The organism is Pseudomonas benzenivorans (assembly GCF_033547155.1).
Classification (GTDB): domain Bacteria; phylum Pseudomonadota; class Gammaproteobacteria; order Pseudomonadales; family Pseudomonadaceae; genus Aquipseudomonas; species Aquipseudomonas benzenivorans_B.
Map to the genome: position 1 here is coordinate 1,074,803 of NZ_CP137892.1, position 16,440 is coordinate 1,091,242.

At 67.9% G+C, this 16,440-nt stretch carries 11 protein-coding genes; 4 read left to right on the forward strand and 7 right to left on the reverse strand.

The features are described 5' to 3' along the window. Positions 1 to 40 precede the first annotated feature (40 nt). Both SBP02_RS05030 and arsN2 read right to left on the reverse strand, forming a co-directional pair. Complete coding sequence (locus SBP02_RS05030) at positions 41 to 949, reverse strand: DMT family transporter (protein WP_318645301.1); 909 nt, start codon at positions 947 to 949, stop codon at positions 41 to 43. 79 nt (positions 950 to 1,028) lie between these two features. Then, positions 1,029 to 1,478: an arsenic resistance N-acetyltransferase ArsN2 gene (gene arsN2 / locus SBP02_RS05035; RefSeq protein WP_318645302.1), complete on the reverse strand. Its 450-nt coding sequence runs from the start codon at positions 1,476 to 1,478 to the stop codon at positions 1,029 to 1,031. Between the two features lie 167 nt (positions 1,479 to 1,645). Between arsN2 and SBP02_RS05040 the strand changes: the two genes are divergently transcribed. Next, complete coding sequence (locus tag SBP02_RS05040) at positions 1,646 to 2,305, forward strand: hypothetical protein (protein ID WP_318645303.1); 660 nt, start codon at positions 1,646 to 1,648, stop codon at positions 2,303 to 2,305. A 19-nt stretch (positions 2,306 to 2,324) separates the two neighbouring features. Here the strand turns inward: SBP02_RS05040 and SBP02_RS05045 are convergent, their stop codons facing one another. Then, a complete protein-coding gene (locus SBP02_RS05045) occupies positions 2,325 to 2,945 on the reverse strand; it encodes an eCIS core domain-containing protein (RefSeq protein WP_404824355.1) in 621 nt (206 codons plus the stop codon). Positions 2,946 to 3,143: 198 nt separating this feature from the next. Between SBP02_RS05045 and SBP02_RS05050 the strand changes: the two genes are divergently transcribed. Beyond that, positions 3,144 to 5,519 (forward strand): DNA polymerase II, encoded by a 2,376-nt coding sequence (locus tag SBP02_RS05050; protein ID WP_318645304.1) that lies wholly within the window; start codon positions 3,144 to 3,146, stop codon positions 5,517 to 5,519. Positions 5,520 to 5,620: 101 nt separating this feature from the next. Then, positions 5,621 to 7,627: a peptidase U32 family protein gene (locus tag SBP02_RS05055; RefSeq protein WP_318645305.1), complete on the forward strand. Its 2,007-nt coding sequence runs from the start codon at positions 5,621 to 5,623 to the stop codon at positions 7,625 to 7,627. 18 nt (positions 7,628 to 7,645) lie between these two features. Here SBP02_RS05055 and SBP02_RS05060 read toward each other — a convergent pair whose 3' ends face one another. Next, positions 7,646 to 8,683 (reverse strand): sterol desaturase family protein, encoded by a 1,038-nt coding sequence (locus tag SBP02_RS05060; RefSeq protein WP_318645306.1) that lies wholly within the window; start codon positions 8,681 to 8,683, stop codon positions 7,646 to 7,648. A 638-nt stretch (positions 8,684 to 9,321) separates the two neighbouring features. On the opposite strand from SBP02_RS05060, the gene SBP02_RS05065 reads away from it, so the two are divergent. Next, positions 9,322 to 10,344, forward strand: coding sequence for an HNH endonuclease (locus tag SBP02_RS05065; protein ID WP_318645307.1), 1,023 nt, complete (start codon positions 9,322 to 9,324; stop codon positions 10,342 to 10,344). A 287-nt stretch (positions 10,345 to 10,631) separates the two neighbouring features. On the opposite strand, the gene SBP02_RS05070 is transcribed toward SBP02_RS05065, so the two are convergent. The 3 genes from SBP02_RS05070 to SBP02_RS05080 form a co-directional block, all read right to left on the reverse strand. Beyond that, positions 10,632 to 11,033: a hypothetical protein gene (locus tag SBP02_RS05070; RefSeq protein ID WP_318645308.1), complete on the reverse strand. Its 402-nt coding sequence runs from the start codon at positions 11,031 to 11,033 to the stop codon at positions 10,632 to 10,634. 85 nt (positions 11,034 to 11,118) lie between these two features. Then, complete coding sequence (trhA, locus tag SBP02_RS05075) at positions 11,119 to 11,736, reverse strand: PAQR family membrane homeostasis protein TrhA (protein WP_318645309.1); 618 nt, start codon at positions 11,734 to 11,736, stop codon at positions 11,119 to 11,121. Between the two features lie 56 nt (positions 11,737 to 11,792). After that, positions 11,793 to 16,352 (reverse strand): DEAD/DEAH box helicase, encoded by a 4,560-nt coding sequence (locus SBP02_RS05080; RefSeq protein ID WP_318645310.1) that lies wholly within the window; start codon positions 16,350 to 16,352, stop codon positions 11,793 to 11,795. Positions 16,353 to 16,440 lie beyond the last annotated feature (88 nt).

Below are 16,440 nucleotides of genomic sequence, written 5' to 3' on the forward strand. Positions count from 1 at the left end.
TGTGGGTTGCGCCGCTCCGCCGGGGCGGGCAGCGGCCTGTTTATGCCTGTTTACGATAGGACAGCAGGACGATGCCGCCGACCACTATCACCCCGCCGCCGATCTGCATGGGGCTCAGGGTCTGGCCGAGGATCAACCAGCCGAGCAGCAGGGTGGCCACCGGCTCCATGTTCATCACCGGTGCGTTGCGGGTCATGTCCAGGCGCGGCATGCAGACGAACAGCAGGGTAAAGCCCAGGCCGTAGAGCAGAGCCAGCACAGCCAGGCCGATCCAGCCGGCGCTGGCCGAGGGCGGCGCCAGGCCGCCGGGCAGCAGTTCGGTGGCCCCGGCCAGCAAGGCGCCGACGAACACCACCAGCATGGTCAGCATGCTGCGCAGCGAGCCGCGCAAGGGCGAAAGCCTGTGCTCGGTGACCCACAGCGCGCCAGCGAAGGCGCAGGCCGCACACAGGGCCAGGCCGATGCCCGGCAGCCAGTCGGGGCCGCCGCCCTGGCCGCCCAGGTGGGCCGGCACGTCCAGGGCGAACAGCAGGCCGAACAGGATCAGGCCCATCAGCCAGGCGCTGCGCCGGGTCGGCGGCGGACCGCCGAGCCCCCAGGTGAGCAGCGCCAGGATGATCGGGAAGGTGTTGGCCGCCAGCAGTGCCAGGGCTACCGGGATGCGCGCCACCGCCGAGTACAGGCAGATGCTCTGGGTGGCGATCAGCAGGCCGGCCAGCAGCTGCCAGGGCCAGGCGCCGGGGGGCAGGCGCAGCGGTTGGCGTTGCCAGGCCACCAGGGTGCCGAGCAGCAACAGGGCCACCCCGGAGCGACAGAGGATGGCCAGCAGCACGCCGGCGTCGTGGTCGAAGGCGATGCGCGCGGCGATGTGGTTGCCGGCGAAGGTGCAGGCAAGCGCCGCCAGCATCGGGACGGCGAGGTGACGGGGAAAGGGCGTGGGGGCAGGCATAAAACGCGGGCATATCCTTGGCTGAGGTGCGGCGGCGCTCCAGCCGCCGGCGCAGAGTAGCGCGCCCGGGGCTGTTCGGTCAGCTCCGGAGCCTGTCGTCGAGGGATTTGCACAGCAGGCTCGAGGCGGCCGGGCACAGGCCGGCGAACTGCGCTGTAGCCTGGATGGCGGGTGGCGCGGCGGCCTTTTCCGTGGGCTGGTAGCCGAGCCGGGTGAAATAGTCCGCGGCGGTGGTGGTCAGCAGGAACAGACGCCCGATGCCCTGGGCGCAGGCGCGCGCTTCGGCGAAGGCCACCAGGTGCGCGGCAAGCCCTTTGCCGCGATGGGCGGGAGCAATGGCCAGGGAGCGCAGCAGGCCCTCCGTCTCCAGGAGCTCGAGGCCGACCACGCCGCGCAGTCCGCTCTCGTCGCGCAGGCCGAAGAACTGCTGGAGCGGGCCGGGCGCGACATCGGCCACCGGCAGGTCGCAGGCCCGCAGCAGCGGCAGGAGCTCGTCGGCTTCGGTCATCGGGGTGATGGATGGCTGCATCGCGCTTCTCTCCTCAGTCGGCCTGTTCGCCGTAGTGTGGCAATTTTCCTGGCGTCTGGCAGCCGTCCCGTGGGCCGACGCGGGGGGCGGCGGTGGTCGTTGTGGTCATCTAAGCTGAAGGCTTGTCACTCGTCGCTGGGGGGCGCATTTCCACAGGAGGATCGCATATGTTCAAGATGTCTCTGAGCCGCAGCCTGCCCGCGGCGTTGCTCGCCCTCAGTTGCAGCCTGGCCAGCCAGGCGGGGCCGGCCGACATGAGCTTCTTCGTCACCAGTCAGGGGGCGGGCAAGGGCGCCGACTTCGGTGGCCTGAGCGGGGCCGATGCGCATTGCCAACGCCTGGCCGACGCGGCCGGGGCCGGGCAGCGCACCTGGCGAGCCTACCTCAGCAGCACGGCTGCCGATGGTGCGCCGGCGATCGATGCCCGCGACCGTATCGGCGCCGGTCCCTGGCAGAATGCCGAGGGCGTGGTCATCGCCCAGGACGTGGCACAGCTGCACGGCGACAACCAGCTGACCAAGGCCACGGCGCTGGATGAGCGGGGCATGCCGATCAAGGGGCGGGGCGACTCGCCGAACCAGCACGACATCCTCACCGGCTCCCAGGCCGACGGCACCGCGTTCGCCCCCGGCGAGGACCGCACCTGCGGCAACTGGACCAGCAGCGGCGAGGGCGCCGCCCAGGTCGGCCACCACGACCGCATGGGCCTGCGCGACGATGCGCCGTCACGCTCGTGGAACTCCTCCCATGCCAGCCGCGGTTGCAGCGACGAGGCCCTGGCCAGTACCGGTGGCGCGGGGCTGCTCTACTGCTTCGCGCAGGACTGAGGCCGCCGAGGGCCTTTCGCTAGCCGTGAGGCGGCGGGCGTTGAGCATGCTCCGGGGCCAGTGCCTTGGCCACCCGGCGCTGAATCTCGTAGGCCGGCGCCTCGACGGCCTGGGCGTCGCGGGTGTAGCGCCGGGCGAACTCGCCGACGCCCCACTGCAGGTACTGCTGCACGTGGTGCAGCTCATGGGCCCAGAGCGCCACGTCGTCGAGGGCGTCGTCGGCCCGGCGGAAGACGACGATGTCGATGAGGGTCACGGCCCTGACGTCGGGGTTCTGCAGCATGGTGTTCGCCGCGGTGAACTGCGCATCGTCGCCGACCTTGTAGCGCACCGAATCGAGCACCTGCAGGTCGTAGTAGGGCTCCAGTTGCGCGCGGATATGCAGGGGGATCGGCCGGACGTCGCCGGTCGCGGCGCTGTTGCGTGAGCGCACCAGCCATTGCTCCAGGCCGGAGGCGGCCATCTGGCCCAGGTCGTCGAACAGGCCCCCCATTTCTTCCCGGGAGCCCGGGGCGCAGAAGCAGGCGACCACGCAGACCCGGTGCTGCCCGGCCGGGCAGGCGAGGGCGGGCAGGGGAGCGGTCAGGGCGGTGAGCAGCGCCGCCCAGCGCAGCGGTCCAGAGAGGATGACAGGTGGCAATGCAGGCTCCCGCAGGCAGGGGGGATGGGCGGACGCTAGGTTGGGCTGGACGGTCGCGACTGTCCAGCAGCGGGTTGGACCGCGGCGGCGGGCGTTCGTTGCGTCGCAGCCGGCGAATTATCGGGCCCCGGGCCGGCCGCGCAATCCTGACCGATGGCACGTAGAATCGCCGGGTGAAACAGGGTTGAGGTGGCGACGGTGGATCTACAGCAGGGCTTTGTCCTGACCCGGCATTGGCGCGACACGCCGGCCGGCACCCAGGTCGAATTCTGGCTGGCGACCGAGGCCGGGCCGCGTCGGGTGCGCCTGCCGCCGCAGCCGTCGGTGGCCTTCATCCCCGCCGAGCAACGCCATTGGGCCGAGCCCCTGTTGCGCGGTCAGGCCGACGTCGAGCTGCGCCCGCTGGCGCTGCGCGACTTCCACCAGCGCCCGGTGCTCGGCCTGTACTGCCAGCAGCACCGCCAGCTGATCGACCTCGGCAAGCGCCTGCGCCAGGTCGGCGTGGACGTCTACGAGGCGGACATCCGCCCGCCCGAGCGCTACCTGATGGAGCGCTTCATCACCGCCCCGGTGGCCTTCGGCGGCCAGCCCGATGCCCAGGGCGTGCTCTGCGACGCCCAGCTCAAGCCTTCGCCTGACTATCGCCCGAGCCTGAAGCTGGTCTCGCTCGACATCGAGACCAGCGAGCATGGCGAGCTGTATTCCATCGCCCTGGAAGGCTGCGGCCAGCGCCAGGTGTATATGCTCGGCCCGGCGAGCGATGCAGGCGCCGAGCCGGACTTTCGCCTCGACTATTGCGCCAGCCGCGCCGAGCTGCTGCAGCGCCTCAATCAGTGGCTGGCCGAGCACGACCCGGACGCCATCATCGGCTGGAATCTGGTGCAGTTCGACCTGCGCGTGTTGCAGGCCCATGCCGAGCAACTCCAGGTGCCGCTGCTGCTCGGCCGCGGCGGCGAGGCCATGGGCTGGCGCGCGCACGGCGGCGGCAAGCATTACTTCGCCTCGGCCGCCGGCCGGCTGATCATCGACGGCATCGAGGCGCTGCGCTCGGCGACCTGGAGCTTCCCCTCGTTCAGCCTGGAGAGCGTCGCCCAGACCCTGCTCGGCGAGGGCAAGGCGATCGATACGCCCTACCAGCGCATGGCCGAGATCAACCGCATGTTCGCCGAGGACAAGCCGGCGCTGGCGCGCTACAACCTCAAGGACTGCGAACTGGTCACGCGGATCTTCGCCAAGACCGAGCTGCTCGACTTCCTCCTGGAGCGCGCCGCCGTCACCGGCCTGCCCGCCGACCGCAGCGGCGGCTCGGTGGCGGCCTTCACCCACCTGTACCTGCCGGCGATGCACCGCCAGGGCTTCGTCGCGCCCAACCTGGGCGACGTGCAGGGCGACAGCAGTCCCGGCGGCTTCGTCATGGACTCGCGACCCGGGCTGTACGAGTCGGTGCTGGTGCTGGACTACAAGAGCCTGTATCCCTCGATCATCCGCAGCTTCCTGATCGACCCGGTGGGCCTGGTCGAGGGCCTGCGCCAACCCGACGACGGCCATTCGGTGGCGGGTTTTCGTGGCGCGCGCTTCTCGCGCCGCACGCATTGCCTGCCGGCCATCGTCGAGCGGGTCTGGCAGGGCCGCGAGGCGGCCAAACGCGAGGGCAACCAGCCGCTGTCCCAGGCACTGAAGATCATCATGAACGCCTTCTACGGCGTACTCGGCTCCAGCGGCTGCCGCTTCTTCGATCCGCGCCTGGCCTCGTCTATCACGATGCGCGGGCACCAGATCATGCGCCAGACCCGCGAGCTGATCGAGGCCGAGGGCTACGCGGTGATCTACGGCGACACCGACTCCACCTTCGTCTGGCTCAAGGGCGCCCACGCCGAGGCCGACGCCGCGCGCATCGGCCGCGCCTTGGTGCACAAGGTCAACCAGTGGTGGCGCGAGCACCTGCGCGCCGAGTTCGGCCTGGACAGCGCCCTGGAGCTGCAGTTCGAGACCCACTACTGCCGCTTCCTGATGCCGACCATCCGCGGCACCGAAGAAGGCAGCAAGAAGCGCTATGCCGGCCTGGTGGCCCGGGCCGATGGTAGTAGCGAGATGGTGTTCAAGGGCCTGGAGACGGTGCGTAGCGACTGGTCGCCGCTGGCCCAGCGCTTCCAGCAGGAACTCTACCGGCTGATCTTCGACCGTCAGCCCTATCGCGACTACGTGCGCGACTACGTGCGCCGAACCCTGGCGGGTGAGCTGGACGAGCTGCTGGTCTACCGCAAGCGCCTGCGCCGACCGCTGCACGACTACCAGCGCAACGTGCCGCCCCATGTGCGCGCCGCACGCCTGGCCGACGCCTACAACGACCGCCAGGGGCGGCCCCGGCAGTACCAGAACGGCGGCTGGATCAGCTACCTGATGACCACCGCCGGGCCGCAACCGCTGGAGACCCAGGTCCAGGACACGCAAGGCGCGGCAATCGACTACGAGCACTACCTGAGCCGCCAGCTGCAGCCGATCGCCGACGCCATCCTGCCGTTCGTCGGTGACGATTTCGCCAGCCTGGTCGACCGCCAGCTCGGCCTGTTCTGAGCCCGGGCGAGCGGTCGCGCCGGCTTTTCCGCCATCCGGTGTCCGGGCCCCGGCGCTTTCACGCTAAAATGCGCGCCCCGTCCAAGCCTCGAATCGATGCCATGTCCCTGCCCAAGCACCATCTGGAACTCCTGAGCCCGGCGCGCGATACCGCCATCGCCAAGCAAGCCATCTTGCATGGCGCCGATGCCGTGTACATCGGCGGCCCCAGTTTCGGTGCGCGGCACAACGCCAGCAACGAGGTGGCGGACATCGCCGAGCTGGTGCGCTTCGCCCACCTGTTCCATGCCCGGGTGTTCGTCACCATCAACACCATCCTGCACGACGACGAGCTGGAGCCGGCTCGCCGGTTGATCCACCAGCTCCATGACGCCGGGGTCGACGCGCTGATCGTGCAGGACATGGGCGTGCTGGAACTGGACATCCCGCCCATCGAGCTGCATGCCAGCACCCAGTGCGACATCCGCACCCTGGACAAGGCCAGGTTCCTGTCCCAGGCCGGCTTCTCCCAGCTGGTGCTGGCCCGAGAGCTGAACCTGGAGCAGATCCGCGCCATCAGCCAGAGCGTCGACTCGGCCATCGAATTCTTCATCCACGGCGCCCTGTGCGTGGCCTTCTCCGGGCAGTGCAACATCTCCCACGCGCAGACCGGGCGCAGCGCCAACCGCGGCGACTGCTCCCAGGCCTGCCGCCTGCCCTACACCCTGAAGGACGACCAGGGCCGGGTGGTGGCCTACGACAAGCACCTGCTGTCGATGAAGGACAACAACCAGACCGCCAACCTGATCCACCTGGTGGATGCCGGCGTACGCTCGTTCAAGATCGAGGGGCGCTACAAGGACATGAGCTACGTGAAGAACATCACCGCGCACTACCGCCGCGAGCTCGACGCCATACTCGAACAGCGCCCGCAGCTGGCGCGGGCCTCCAGCGGCCTGACCGAGCACTTCTTCACCCCCGACCCGGACAAGACCTTCCACCGCGGCAGCACCGACTACTTCGTCAGCGAACGCAAGATCGACATCGGCGCCTTCGACTCGCCGACCTTCACCGGCCTGGCCGTCGGCCATGTCGAGAAGGTGGCCAAGCGCGACCTGATCGCCGTGACCGACACCCCGCTGTCCAACGGCGATGGCCTCAATGTGCTGGTCAAGCGCGAGGTGGTGGGTTTTCGCGCCAACGTCGCCGAGCTCAAGGAGGCGTTCGAGGAGGACGGCGAGAAGCGCTACCGTTACCGCGTCGAGCCCAACGAGATGCCGGCGGCCCTGGCGCGCCTGCGGCCGCTGCACCCGCTGAGCCGCAACCTCGACCACAACTGGCAGCAGGCGCTGCTCAAGACCTCGGCCGAGCGCCGCGTGGCGGTGCGCTGGCAGGTCCGTGTCGATGCGGCGCAGCTGAGCCTGACCGTCACCAGCGAGGAGGGCGTGCAGGCCGAGGCGAAGCTGCCCGGGCCATTCGCCGCCGCCAAGGACGCCGAACAGGCCCGCGAGCAACTGGTCGATGGCCTGAGCAAGCTGGGCACCACCCTCTATTACAGCGCGGGCGCGCAGGTCGACTGCGCGGCCGTGCCCTTTATCCCCGGCTCGCAACTCAAGGCCCTGCGCCGCGAGGCCATCGAGGCGTTGAGCGCCGCGCGCCTGGCCGCCCACCCGCGCGGCGGGCGCAAGGCCGTCAGCGTGCCGCCGCCGGTCTACCCCGAGTCGCACCTGACCTTCCTCGCCAACGTCTACAACGCCAAGGCCCGGGCCTTCTACCAGCGCTACGGCGTGCAGCTGATCGATGCGGCCTACGAGGCCCACGAGGAGGCCGGCGAGGTGCCGGTGATGATCACCAAGCACTGCCTGCGCTTCTCCTTCAACCTCTGCCCCAAGCAGGCCAAGGGCGTCACCGGCGTGCGCACCAAGGTCGCCGACATGCAGCTGATCCACCAGGACGAGGTCTTGACCCTGAAGTTCGACTGCAAGCCCTGCGAGATGCACATCATCGGCAAGATGAAGGGCCACATCCTCGACCTGCCGCAGCCCGGCAGCGCCGCCGCCACGGTCGGCTACATCAGCCCCGATGACCTGCTGAAGACCATCAAGCGCAAACCCGCGGGGCGTGCCTGAGCCGCCCCGGCGCGGCGGCTAGGAATAGGACTGCTCCGAGCCTGGCGCCGCCGGTCGCCGGCGCCTGCCCAGGCCAAGCAGGCGGGCGATATCGACGAAGGGTGTGACGATCAGGCTGTAGATGCTCAGGTAACGGTGGGCGTCGCGGTCCTCGGTGCCGTATTCCAGGATTTCCGGCGTCGGGCGGGTGACGTAGAGCGTGCCGAACATCCAGTCCCAGAGCGACAGGTTGGTGGCGAAGTTCTTGTGGAAGTGCCGGGGCGCGTCGCTGTGGTGGATCTGGTGCTGGGCCGGGCTGTTGAGCACATGCTCGATCAGCGGCCCGAACGACAACCAGACGTGGCTGTGGCGCAGGTTGGCCGCCAAGGCGTTGAAGATGAACATCAGATAGGTCACGCCGAACAGGGTGTAGCTGCCGATCTTGCCGCCACAGGCGTACCAGAAGAGGCCGGCGTAGGCGCCGACCGTGACACCCTTGGCCAGTTTGCCGACGATCTTCTCGACGAAATGCACCCGGCTGGCGGTGGCCGGCACCAGCACCGGCGCCGAGTGGTGGACCTTGTGGAACGGCCACAGCCAGCGCGAATGGAAGGCCCGGTGGACCCAGTAATGGGTGAAGTCCAGCACCAGGAACAGCCCCAGCCCGTAGAGCAGCGACAGCGAGAGGTTCTCGCCCAGCTGCGGGCGCGCGCCCCACAGCTTGGTGAAGAAGGCGACGTAGTCGGCCGAGCGCAGGATATAGGGGTCGATCAGGCCGACTATGGGCACGACCAGGGCGACCTTGAGGATGGCCCGCACGAAGTAGTAGCGGTAGTCGAGCAGCGCCGAGGGGTGGCAGTGGACCCGGCGGCCGCCGATGAACTGCCAGAACGAGGGCGCCTCGGTCGCCCCGCGACGTTTCCTGAGACGGAACAGGCCGTAGGCCACGCAGGCGGAAATGCCGAGAAACAGCAGGCCGAAGCGGCCGTTCAGGTCGAAAATCCCGGAAAACTGCGCGGTGACCGGGGCGATCACCAGCTCGTTCAGCAGGTCATGGGCAAGGGCAAGCAGATCCACGGCGGGCCGGCCTCGGGCAAAAGGCGGTCATTGTAAATAAGAATTCGAATTAACTGTATTGCCGATGCGCTTTGGCCGGGCCAGATCACGTCACTGTCGTTGCGTGGACTGCGTCAGGTGCGCGTCACGGGGGGCTCAGGGGCGAGTCTGGTGGCTGTGATCGCCGGCAGTCGACCCGAAGCGGCCGGTCGCGACAGGCAACAACCGGCCGATTCTGTTGAAAAAGTCGGTTTCTGAGAGAGCTGCTTTCGGCAGCTCAAAAAACGCTCGATTTCAGCGTCGCTACGTAAAAACCAAGACAGCTCCGTCTTCTGAGTGAGCCAGATTTCAACGTTGCTAACGCTCCGCCATGAGCAGAAATCGCATCGGGACTTTTTCAACAGAATCGGCCAAAAACGGTCATTTAACGTCTACTGGGCACCGGCAAGCTGATTAGTGTCCGCAGCGTAGTTTCGAGTTACATACCTCTATGTGATGGCACAAAAGTCGTACGTTCAAAGTCAGGGCATGCCTAGGGGCTCGCAGCACCGCAAAGCATGAAAAACGGCCATCGAACTATTTTTTCCTGTTATCACGCGAGTTATAATCCACTACTACCATCCATAACTCTCAACGCCTTTAAGAATGGACATTGCCGAATGTTAAGGACTGCTCTCGGATTTCTAGTTGTTGCAATAATCCTTGATGCTGGCCATCCAGATTTATTCCTGTCAATTAAGGGTAGGGCGGTTCTCTACTTGGCAACCATTTCAATAGTTGCCTGGGAGATATATACCTTCTGGTATTTCCATAACGAACAATTCCTGAAGCTAAAGAGCGGAATCAAAGATCACGCCACAGATTGCAACAACCTAAACCACCACATTGAAGAGCTAAAAAGAACACAGCTTGACATTAACTCTTACGACTACGGCCTTAGTGATCGTTACGATACTAGTCGATATCAGTTCAAGCGGAGCAAATGGGCCAAAGCCAAGAGAGATGAAAAAGTTCACAACTGTTCGGCCTCCGTGTGCAAAGCTGCTAATGACCAGCCATTCAAGTATCTCTGCAAATACTTCGATATAGATGTCAACGAAGAAACGCTATCTCATCTTGAGAGCGCGCTGAACAACTACCTTGCCGCATACCAGGGGAAAATCCTGCTCGAACAAGAGAGGGACCGTCTCATGCAGACCCTCACGGGGCCGCTGCCTTCCTTATTCTACAAGCTGAACAAGAGTCGTTTAGCAAAAGAGCTCGGATTTGAACCTGTGCGCCTAGTTGATATTCATTTCCAGACCTACAGGTTTCAGTATGTTTCGTCTGGCGGCAATAGCTCCTACGAGGTTTCCATTGTTCTTGACATGGAAAATCTTGAGAAATTTATAAAGTATCTTGGTGACATGCTGCGCTTCAAAAATAGCGCCAAAGGCCAACGAGCATTGATGACTCCGCAACTTCGTGAAAAGATCAAGAACAGGGACGGAAACACCTGTCAGCAATGCGGAATTTCGGCTAGAGATGAGCCAAACCTATTAATTGAAGTCGATCATATCATTCCAATCTCCAAGGGAGGGACTACAACAGAGGATAACTTGCAAGCTCTATGCTGGCGCTGCAACCGTACAAAAGGTGCAACCCTTTACCAAGCTACAAATTCGGTTTATGAGCCAGTTTAAGAGCTTAACAACCCTCCCCCCCCCCCCACACACACACACACACACACAGATTTGGCTCTTTGTAGCTCAAATGAAAATGGAGGTAAAAAATTTAATATTGTGCTATCAGCCGTTCGGCGAATGTCTCGGTAAAAGTCGCGGCATTCTCATCAAAAGGTCGCTTCTCACAAGGCTTCACGTGACTAGCGAAATCTTCCAATGGGGAGACTTATCACCGAGTGAACGGCTGAATTTGGCCGCCTCTGGCCGACCCCAGCCATAACTTCCTCTACCTTCCAACCCACTGTTCAGAGATCGCGAAACAGGTCGTGGGCGTCCAGCAGCCGGTAGGCGATCTCCGGGTGCTTCTCCAGGCCGCGGCGGATCGCCGCCGGGATCGACTGGCGGGTCTTACGGCACAGGCCGGGCAGTTCGTCGATGTGGATGGCGATGCCGCGCATGCTGCGCACTTCGTTATGCCCCGGGGCGATTTCCAGGCGAATACCCAGTTGCTCGTGCATCCGCTGCTGCAGGCGTTCGAGGTCGGCCAGGCTCTGGATGCTTTCCAGGCGTTCGAGCAGGCGCTTCTCCTCGCTGCGGGTCAGCAGCAGGATGCGCGCGTCGCCGCCGGGGTTGGCCAGCAGCCGTTCGCGGCCGCAGTCGCAGACGCCGGGGGGGCAGGGTTGGCGGATCGGGACAGAGGAGGTCATGGGCTCCGATCATAGCCAGCCTCGGGCGCCCTTGCCCATAGCCGGCGTCGCGCGCAAAACCCGGTGCGTCGCCTAGCGCCTTTGCTCACAGCACATGCCGCCAGATCGCCACGAAGTGCAGGACACTGCCGGCCATCACCCACAGGTGCCAGATGCCGTGCCAGTGGCGGAAGCGCTCATCGAAGGCGAAGAAGACGATGCCCAGGGTGTAGCACAGGCCGCCGGCGGCCAGCCAGGCGAAGCCGACGCCGCCGAGGGCGGCGAGCAGCGGCTCGATTGCCACCAGGACGAACCAGCCCATCAGCGCATAGATGACGATGGACAGCACCCGCGCCTCGGAGCGCGGTTTGAGCTCCTGCAGCATGCCGACCAGCGCCAGCCCCCAGACCACGCCAAACAGCGACCAGCCCCAGGGACCGCGCAGGGTCACCAGGCAGAAGGGCGTGTAGCTGCCGGCGATCAGCAGGTAGATCGACAGGTGGTCGAGCTTGCGCATGATGGTTTTCGCCCGGCCGCGCAGGCTGTGGTAAAGGGTGGAGATGCTGTAGAGCAGCAGCAGGGTGAGGCCGTAGATGGCGATGCTGACGATCTTCCAGGGGTCGCCTTGCAGGCTGGCCAGCACCAGCAGCCAGATGGCGCCGAGCGCGGCGAGTAGGGCACCGACCAGATGGGTCCAGGCGTTGAGGCGTTCTCCGTGGTACATGGGCTCCGATCCGAATCCGTTTGAATGGGCAGAACTGTGGTCGGGCGACGCCAGGTTCAAGCCGGCGGGAGCCCGCCCTGGGGCGTCGACCCGGCGCGTCGTGGCCGCCGCCCGGCAGGCGACGCCGCGCTGGTCTGGCGAACCAGGGCCGCCTGCCACTGGCCGCTGGTGAAGGTGTCGGCGTCCGCCAGCAGTCGGCAGCGGCTGGCGACCAGGCTGGCCACCGGCACGCCGTCGCGGTACAGCAGGCGGTTGCCGGCCAGGGCCGGCACCTTGCTCCCCGGCAGCAGGGTGCCGAGCAGGTTGAGTGGGTCGCAGGCCGACAGGCTGACCAGGCTGCCGTCGAGCGGGCGCCTGCGCACCTCGCGCAGCAGGGCAACCGCCTCGGGCAGGGCGAACTGCTCGCCGACCACCCCGGCGATGAAGCGTCCGCCGCGGATCTCGCCGCGCGCCTCGAGGCGCTGGTAGACCCGCAGCAGCTCGCGCCAGGCCGGCAGCCAATCGGCCTCGCGCGCCAGCAGGCGCCAGCAGACCACGCCGTAGCGGCGCAGCAGGGTCCGTGCCACCTGCTCCACGGCCTCGCCGTGGCGCGCATTGTCGGCGGCCTCTGCGCTGCGGGGCCTGAGCAGCGCCCAGCGGCCGGCGTCCTGCATATTGGCCAGGGCCCGACGGGCACGACGCTGCTGCTGGCTGCGCTTGGCCGCCGGCAGCAGCAGCGAGCGCAGGCCGGCGAAGCTGTCGGCATGGGCCAGGCCGAGGCTGACCAGCTCGCCCAGGGCATCCTCCAGTTCGCTGCGCAGCAGGTGCGCCTCGTCCTGCAGTTCGTCGAAGAACAGCGCGCCCTGGCTGGCCAGCACCTGGCGCACGCGCTCGGCCCGCGGCGAGGGCTCGGCGGCCGGCGTGTCCCCCTGACAGGCGCGCCACAGGCCCAGGCTCTTGCGCGGCAGCAGGACGATGGGCGTGCTGCGCAGCGGGCCGCCTGCGGCGCGGCTGCGGCCGGCCAGGCGGCACCAGAGCCAGCGGCCGGAGCGGCACAGGTCGTCCAGCCAGTTGATGCCGTAGTCGGCCACCCGGCTCGGCAGGATTTCGCTCTCCCAGGCCCCGGCCGCCGCCTGAAAGCCTTCCAGTTGGCCGAGCACCCCAGCCAGGGCCTCGGCACCGCGTACCCGGCCGTCCGGCGCCACGCGCTGCCAGTCGAACAAGAAGCGCATGAAGTCGGCGCGCGCCACCGGCTCGATCTCCCGGCGCAGGCGCCCGACCGTGTAGCGGTGGATGCGTGCCAGCAGGTGGCGCTCGCACCACTCTTCTTCGGCGGCGCCTGGGGTGAAGCGGCCGCGCAGCACATGGCCCTCGCGCTCCAGGGCCAGCAGCGCCTGGCGGACCGCCGGCTCCGCCTGGTGCAGGTCGGCGGCCAGGCGCGGCAGCGGCAGGGGGCCGAAGCCACCCAGGCGGGCGCGCAGCAGTTCGACCAGGGCCGCCTCGGCGGACCAGGCCTCGTCGAACCCCTGGGGCGCCTGGATCGCCGGTTTGAATGTGCTGCCGGGATGCAGCGCCTGCCATTGGCTCAGGCGTTCGGCCGCCAGCCACAGCGCCGGTTGGCCGTCCAGGTGCAGGCAGCTGGCCCGTTTGCCCTTGGCCAACTGCGACAGCCAGGCCGGCCAGCTGGCGTTGGCTTGGGCCTCGGCCGGAGTGACGGCCCCCAGGCTCAGCAACGCCTCGTGCATCTCGTCGGCGTCGCGGACCACGGGCCAGGCCTCCTGGCGCACCGCGGCGATGGCCTCGGGGTCCAGGGCGCCGAGATCGTCGGTCGATTCGGGGGCGGACCAACGCCGGCTGTGCACCGCCTGGGTGCGGCGCTCCTCCAGCGGCGCGTCGTCGAGGAAGGCGTAGGGCCGGGCGCCCAGGATCTCCGCGGCCAGGGCCGAGGGCGCCGGCAGGTCGCGGGCCAGCAGTTCGACCTCGCCGCTTTCCATGCGCCGCAGCAGGGCCAGCCAGGCCTCGCAGTCCATGGCCTGGTGCAGGCAGTCGTCGAGCGTCTGGGCCACCAGCGGGTGGTCGGGAATCTCGCGTTCGCCGACTATGTTCTCCAGGCAGGCCAGCTGGTCGGGAAACACCGTGGCCAGCAGGTCCTCGCTGCGCATGCGCTGCAGTTGCGGGGCTACCTTGCGCCCGCCGGAGAAACGCGGCAGGGCCAGGGCCACGGCGGCGTTCCAGCGCCAGCGCACGGCGAACAGCGGGGCATCCAGCAGCGCCTGGATCAGCAGCTGTTCGGCGCTGTGGCTGTGCAGGTAGCGCCACACCTCCTCCAGCGGGAAGCTGTGGCTGGTGGCCAGCGAGAGGATCAGCGCGTCCTCGGTGGCGGCGGCCTGCAGCTCGAAGTTGAAGCTGCGGCAGAAGCGCTTGCGCAACGCCAGGCCCCAGGCGCGGTTGAGGCGGCTGCCGAACGGCGAGTGGATGATCAGCTGCATGCCGCCGGACTCGTCGAAGAAGCGCTCCATCACCAGGCGCTTCTGGGTCGGCAGGGCGCCGAGGGCCTGGCGGGCCTGGGCCAGGTACTCGACGATCTGCGCGGCGGCCGACTCGTTCAGGCCGAGTTCGTCGGTGAGCCAGGTGATGGCGCCAGCCAGCCCCGCCGGGGTATCTCCGGGCTGGACACGGCTCGGCTTGTCCTCCGCGTGGTTTGAAGGGGCCCTGGTGGAGCACGCTGCGCGGTTTTCCACCCTACAGGATTGCAGTCGCCGCTCCACCTCCTCGCGCAGGCGCGCCACCGAGGCCGACAGCTCGTCCGTGCGCCCCGGCGCCTCGCCCAGCCAGAAGGGGATGCTCGGCGGCAGGCCCTGGGCATCCTCGACCCGCACCGTGCCCGGCTCGATGCGCAGGATGCGGTAGGACTGGTTGCCCAGCTGGAAGATGTCGCCGGCCATGCTCTCGATGGCGAAGTCCTCGTTGAGGCTGCCGACCGTCAGGCCCTGGGGCTCCAGCAGCACGGCGTAGTCGCCGGTGTCGGGGATGGTGCCGCCGCTGGTGATCGCGGTCAGGCGCGCGGCACGGCGGCCGCGCAGGCGACGGTTGACCGCGTCGCGGTGGATATAGGCGGCGCGCACCCCGCGCCGCCCGCTGTAGCCCTCGGCGAGCATCTTCAGCAGGGCGTCGAAGGTTTCGCGGGGCAGCTCGGCATAGGGCGCGGCGCGGGTCAGCAGCTGGAACAGTGCGTCTTCGCCCCACTCGCGGCAGGCCACCTCGGCGACGATCTGCTGGGCCAGCACGTCCAGCGGCGCCTTGGGGATGGCCAGGGCGTCCAGCTCGCCACGGCGCACGCAGTCGAGCAGGGCGGCGCATTCGATCAGCTCGTCCCGCGACTGCGGGAACAGCCGGCCCTTGGGCGTGCCGCCGACGCTGTGGCCGGAGCGGCCGACCCGCTGCAGCAGGGCGGCGATGCTGCGCGGCGAGCCGAGCTGGCAGACCAGCTCCACCTCGCCGATGTCGATGCCCAACTCCAGCGAGGCGGTGGCCACCAGCACCCTGAGCTCGCCGCGCTTGAGGCGCTGCTCGGCGTCCAGGCGCAGCGCCTTGGCCAGGCTGCCGTGGTGGGCGGCGACTGCCGCCTCGCCCAGGCGTTCGCCCAGGTGCCGGCAGGCGCGCTCGGCCAGGCGCCGGGTGTTGACGAACACCAGGGTGGTGCGGTGCTGCCGGGCCAGTTCGGCCAGGCGGTCATAGACCCTGTCCCACACCTCGTTGCTCATCACCGCCTGCAGCGGCACCGGCGGCAGCTCCAGGGCCAGGTCGCGCTCGCGCTGGTAGCCGATATCGACTATGGCGCAGTCGCCCGGTGACGGCCTCGCGCCTTCGGCTTCGGGCCATGGCGCCAGTTCCGTTCGATCGACCTCAGGGTCGAGAGGGGGCAGCGGCGCCTGGCTGCCCAGCAGCAGGTGCGCCACCGCGTCCAGCGGCTTCTGCGTGGCGGACAGGCCGATGCGCTGCAGGGGGCGGCGGCACAGGACCTCCAGGCGCTCGACGCTGAGCATCAGGTGGCTGCCGCGCTTGCTGCCGGCGATGGCGTGGATCTCGTCGATGATCAGGCTGCGGCAGCCGGCCAGCATGGCCCGCCCGGACTCGGAGCCGAGCAGCACGTAGAGCGACTCCGGGGTGGTCACCAGGATATGCGGCGGGCGTTTGCGCATGGCCTCGCGCTCGCCGGGGCTGGTATCGCCGGTGCGCACCGCGGTGCGGATCTCGACATCGGCCAGGTGCTGGCGCTTGAGTTCGGCGCGGATGCCGGCCAGCGGCTGCTCCAGGTTCAGGCGGATGTCGTTGGACAGCGCCTTGAGCGGCGACACGTAGACCACGGCGCAGCGGTCTTCCAGGCTGCCGCCGGCGGCCAGGCCCTGGCGCACCAGGGCGTCGATGGCGGCGAGGAAGGCGGTGAGGGTCTTGCCCGAGCCGGTGGGGGCGGCCACCAGGGTCGAACGCCCGGCGCCGAGCGCCGGCCAGGCGCCGGCCTGGGCCGCGGTAGGCGCGGCGAACTGGCTGCGGAACCAGGCGGCGACGGCCGGATGGAAGGCCGCCAGCACGGCGTCGGGTTGCGCTGATCGGGGGAGCTGGCTCATGACCTCCATAATGCTCGCGCCGCCAGGCCGGCTCAACGGCCGGGCGCCGGACAGCCGGGCAGGATGGGGGGGGAGCACGGCGATACCCAGCGCTAAA

Coding starts and splice junctions, on each gene's coding strand:
- trhA (WP_318645309.1), bottom strand. CDS start 11,736: ATGTACCACGGAGAACGCCTCAACGCCTGGACCCATCTGGTCGGTGCC.
- SBP02_RS05065 (WP_318645307.1), top strand. CDS start 9,322: ATGTTAAGGACTGCTCTCGGATTTCTAGTTGTTGCAATAATCCTTGAT.
- SBP02_RS05080 (WP_318645310.1), bottom strand. CDS start 16,352: ATGGAGGTCATGAGCCAGCTCCCCCGATCAGCGCAACCCGACGCCGTG.
- SBP02_RS05030 (WP_318645301.1), bottom strand. CDS start 949: ATGCCTGCCCCCACGCCCTTTCCCCGTCACCTCGCCGTCCCGATGCTG.
- SBP02_RS05070 (WP_318645308.1), bottom strand. CDS start 11,033: ATGACCTCCTCTGTCCCGATCCGCCAACCCTGCCCCCCCGGCGTCTGC.
- arsN2 (WP_318645302.1), bottom strand. CDS start 1,478: ATGCAGCCATCCATCACCCCGATGACCGAAGCCGACGAGCTCCTGCCG.
- SBP02_RS05040 (WP_318645303.1), top strand. CDS start 1,646: ATGTTCAAGATGTCTCTGAGCCGCAGCCTGCCCGCGGCGTTGCTCGCC.
- SBP02_RS05055 (WP_318645305.1), top strand. CDS start 5,621: ATGTCCCTGCCCAAGCACCATCTGGAACTCCTGAGCCCGGCGCGCGAT.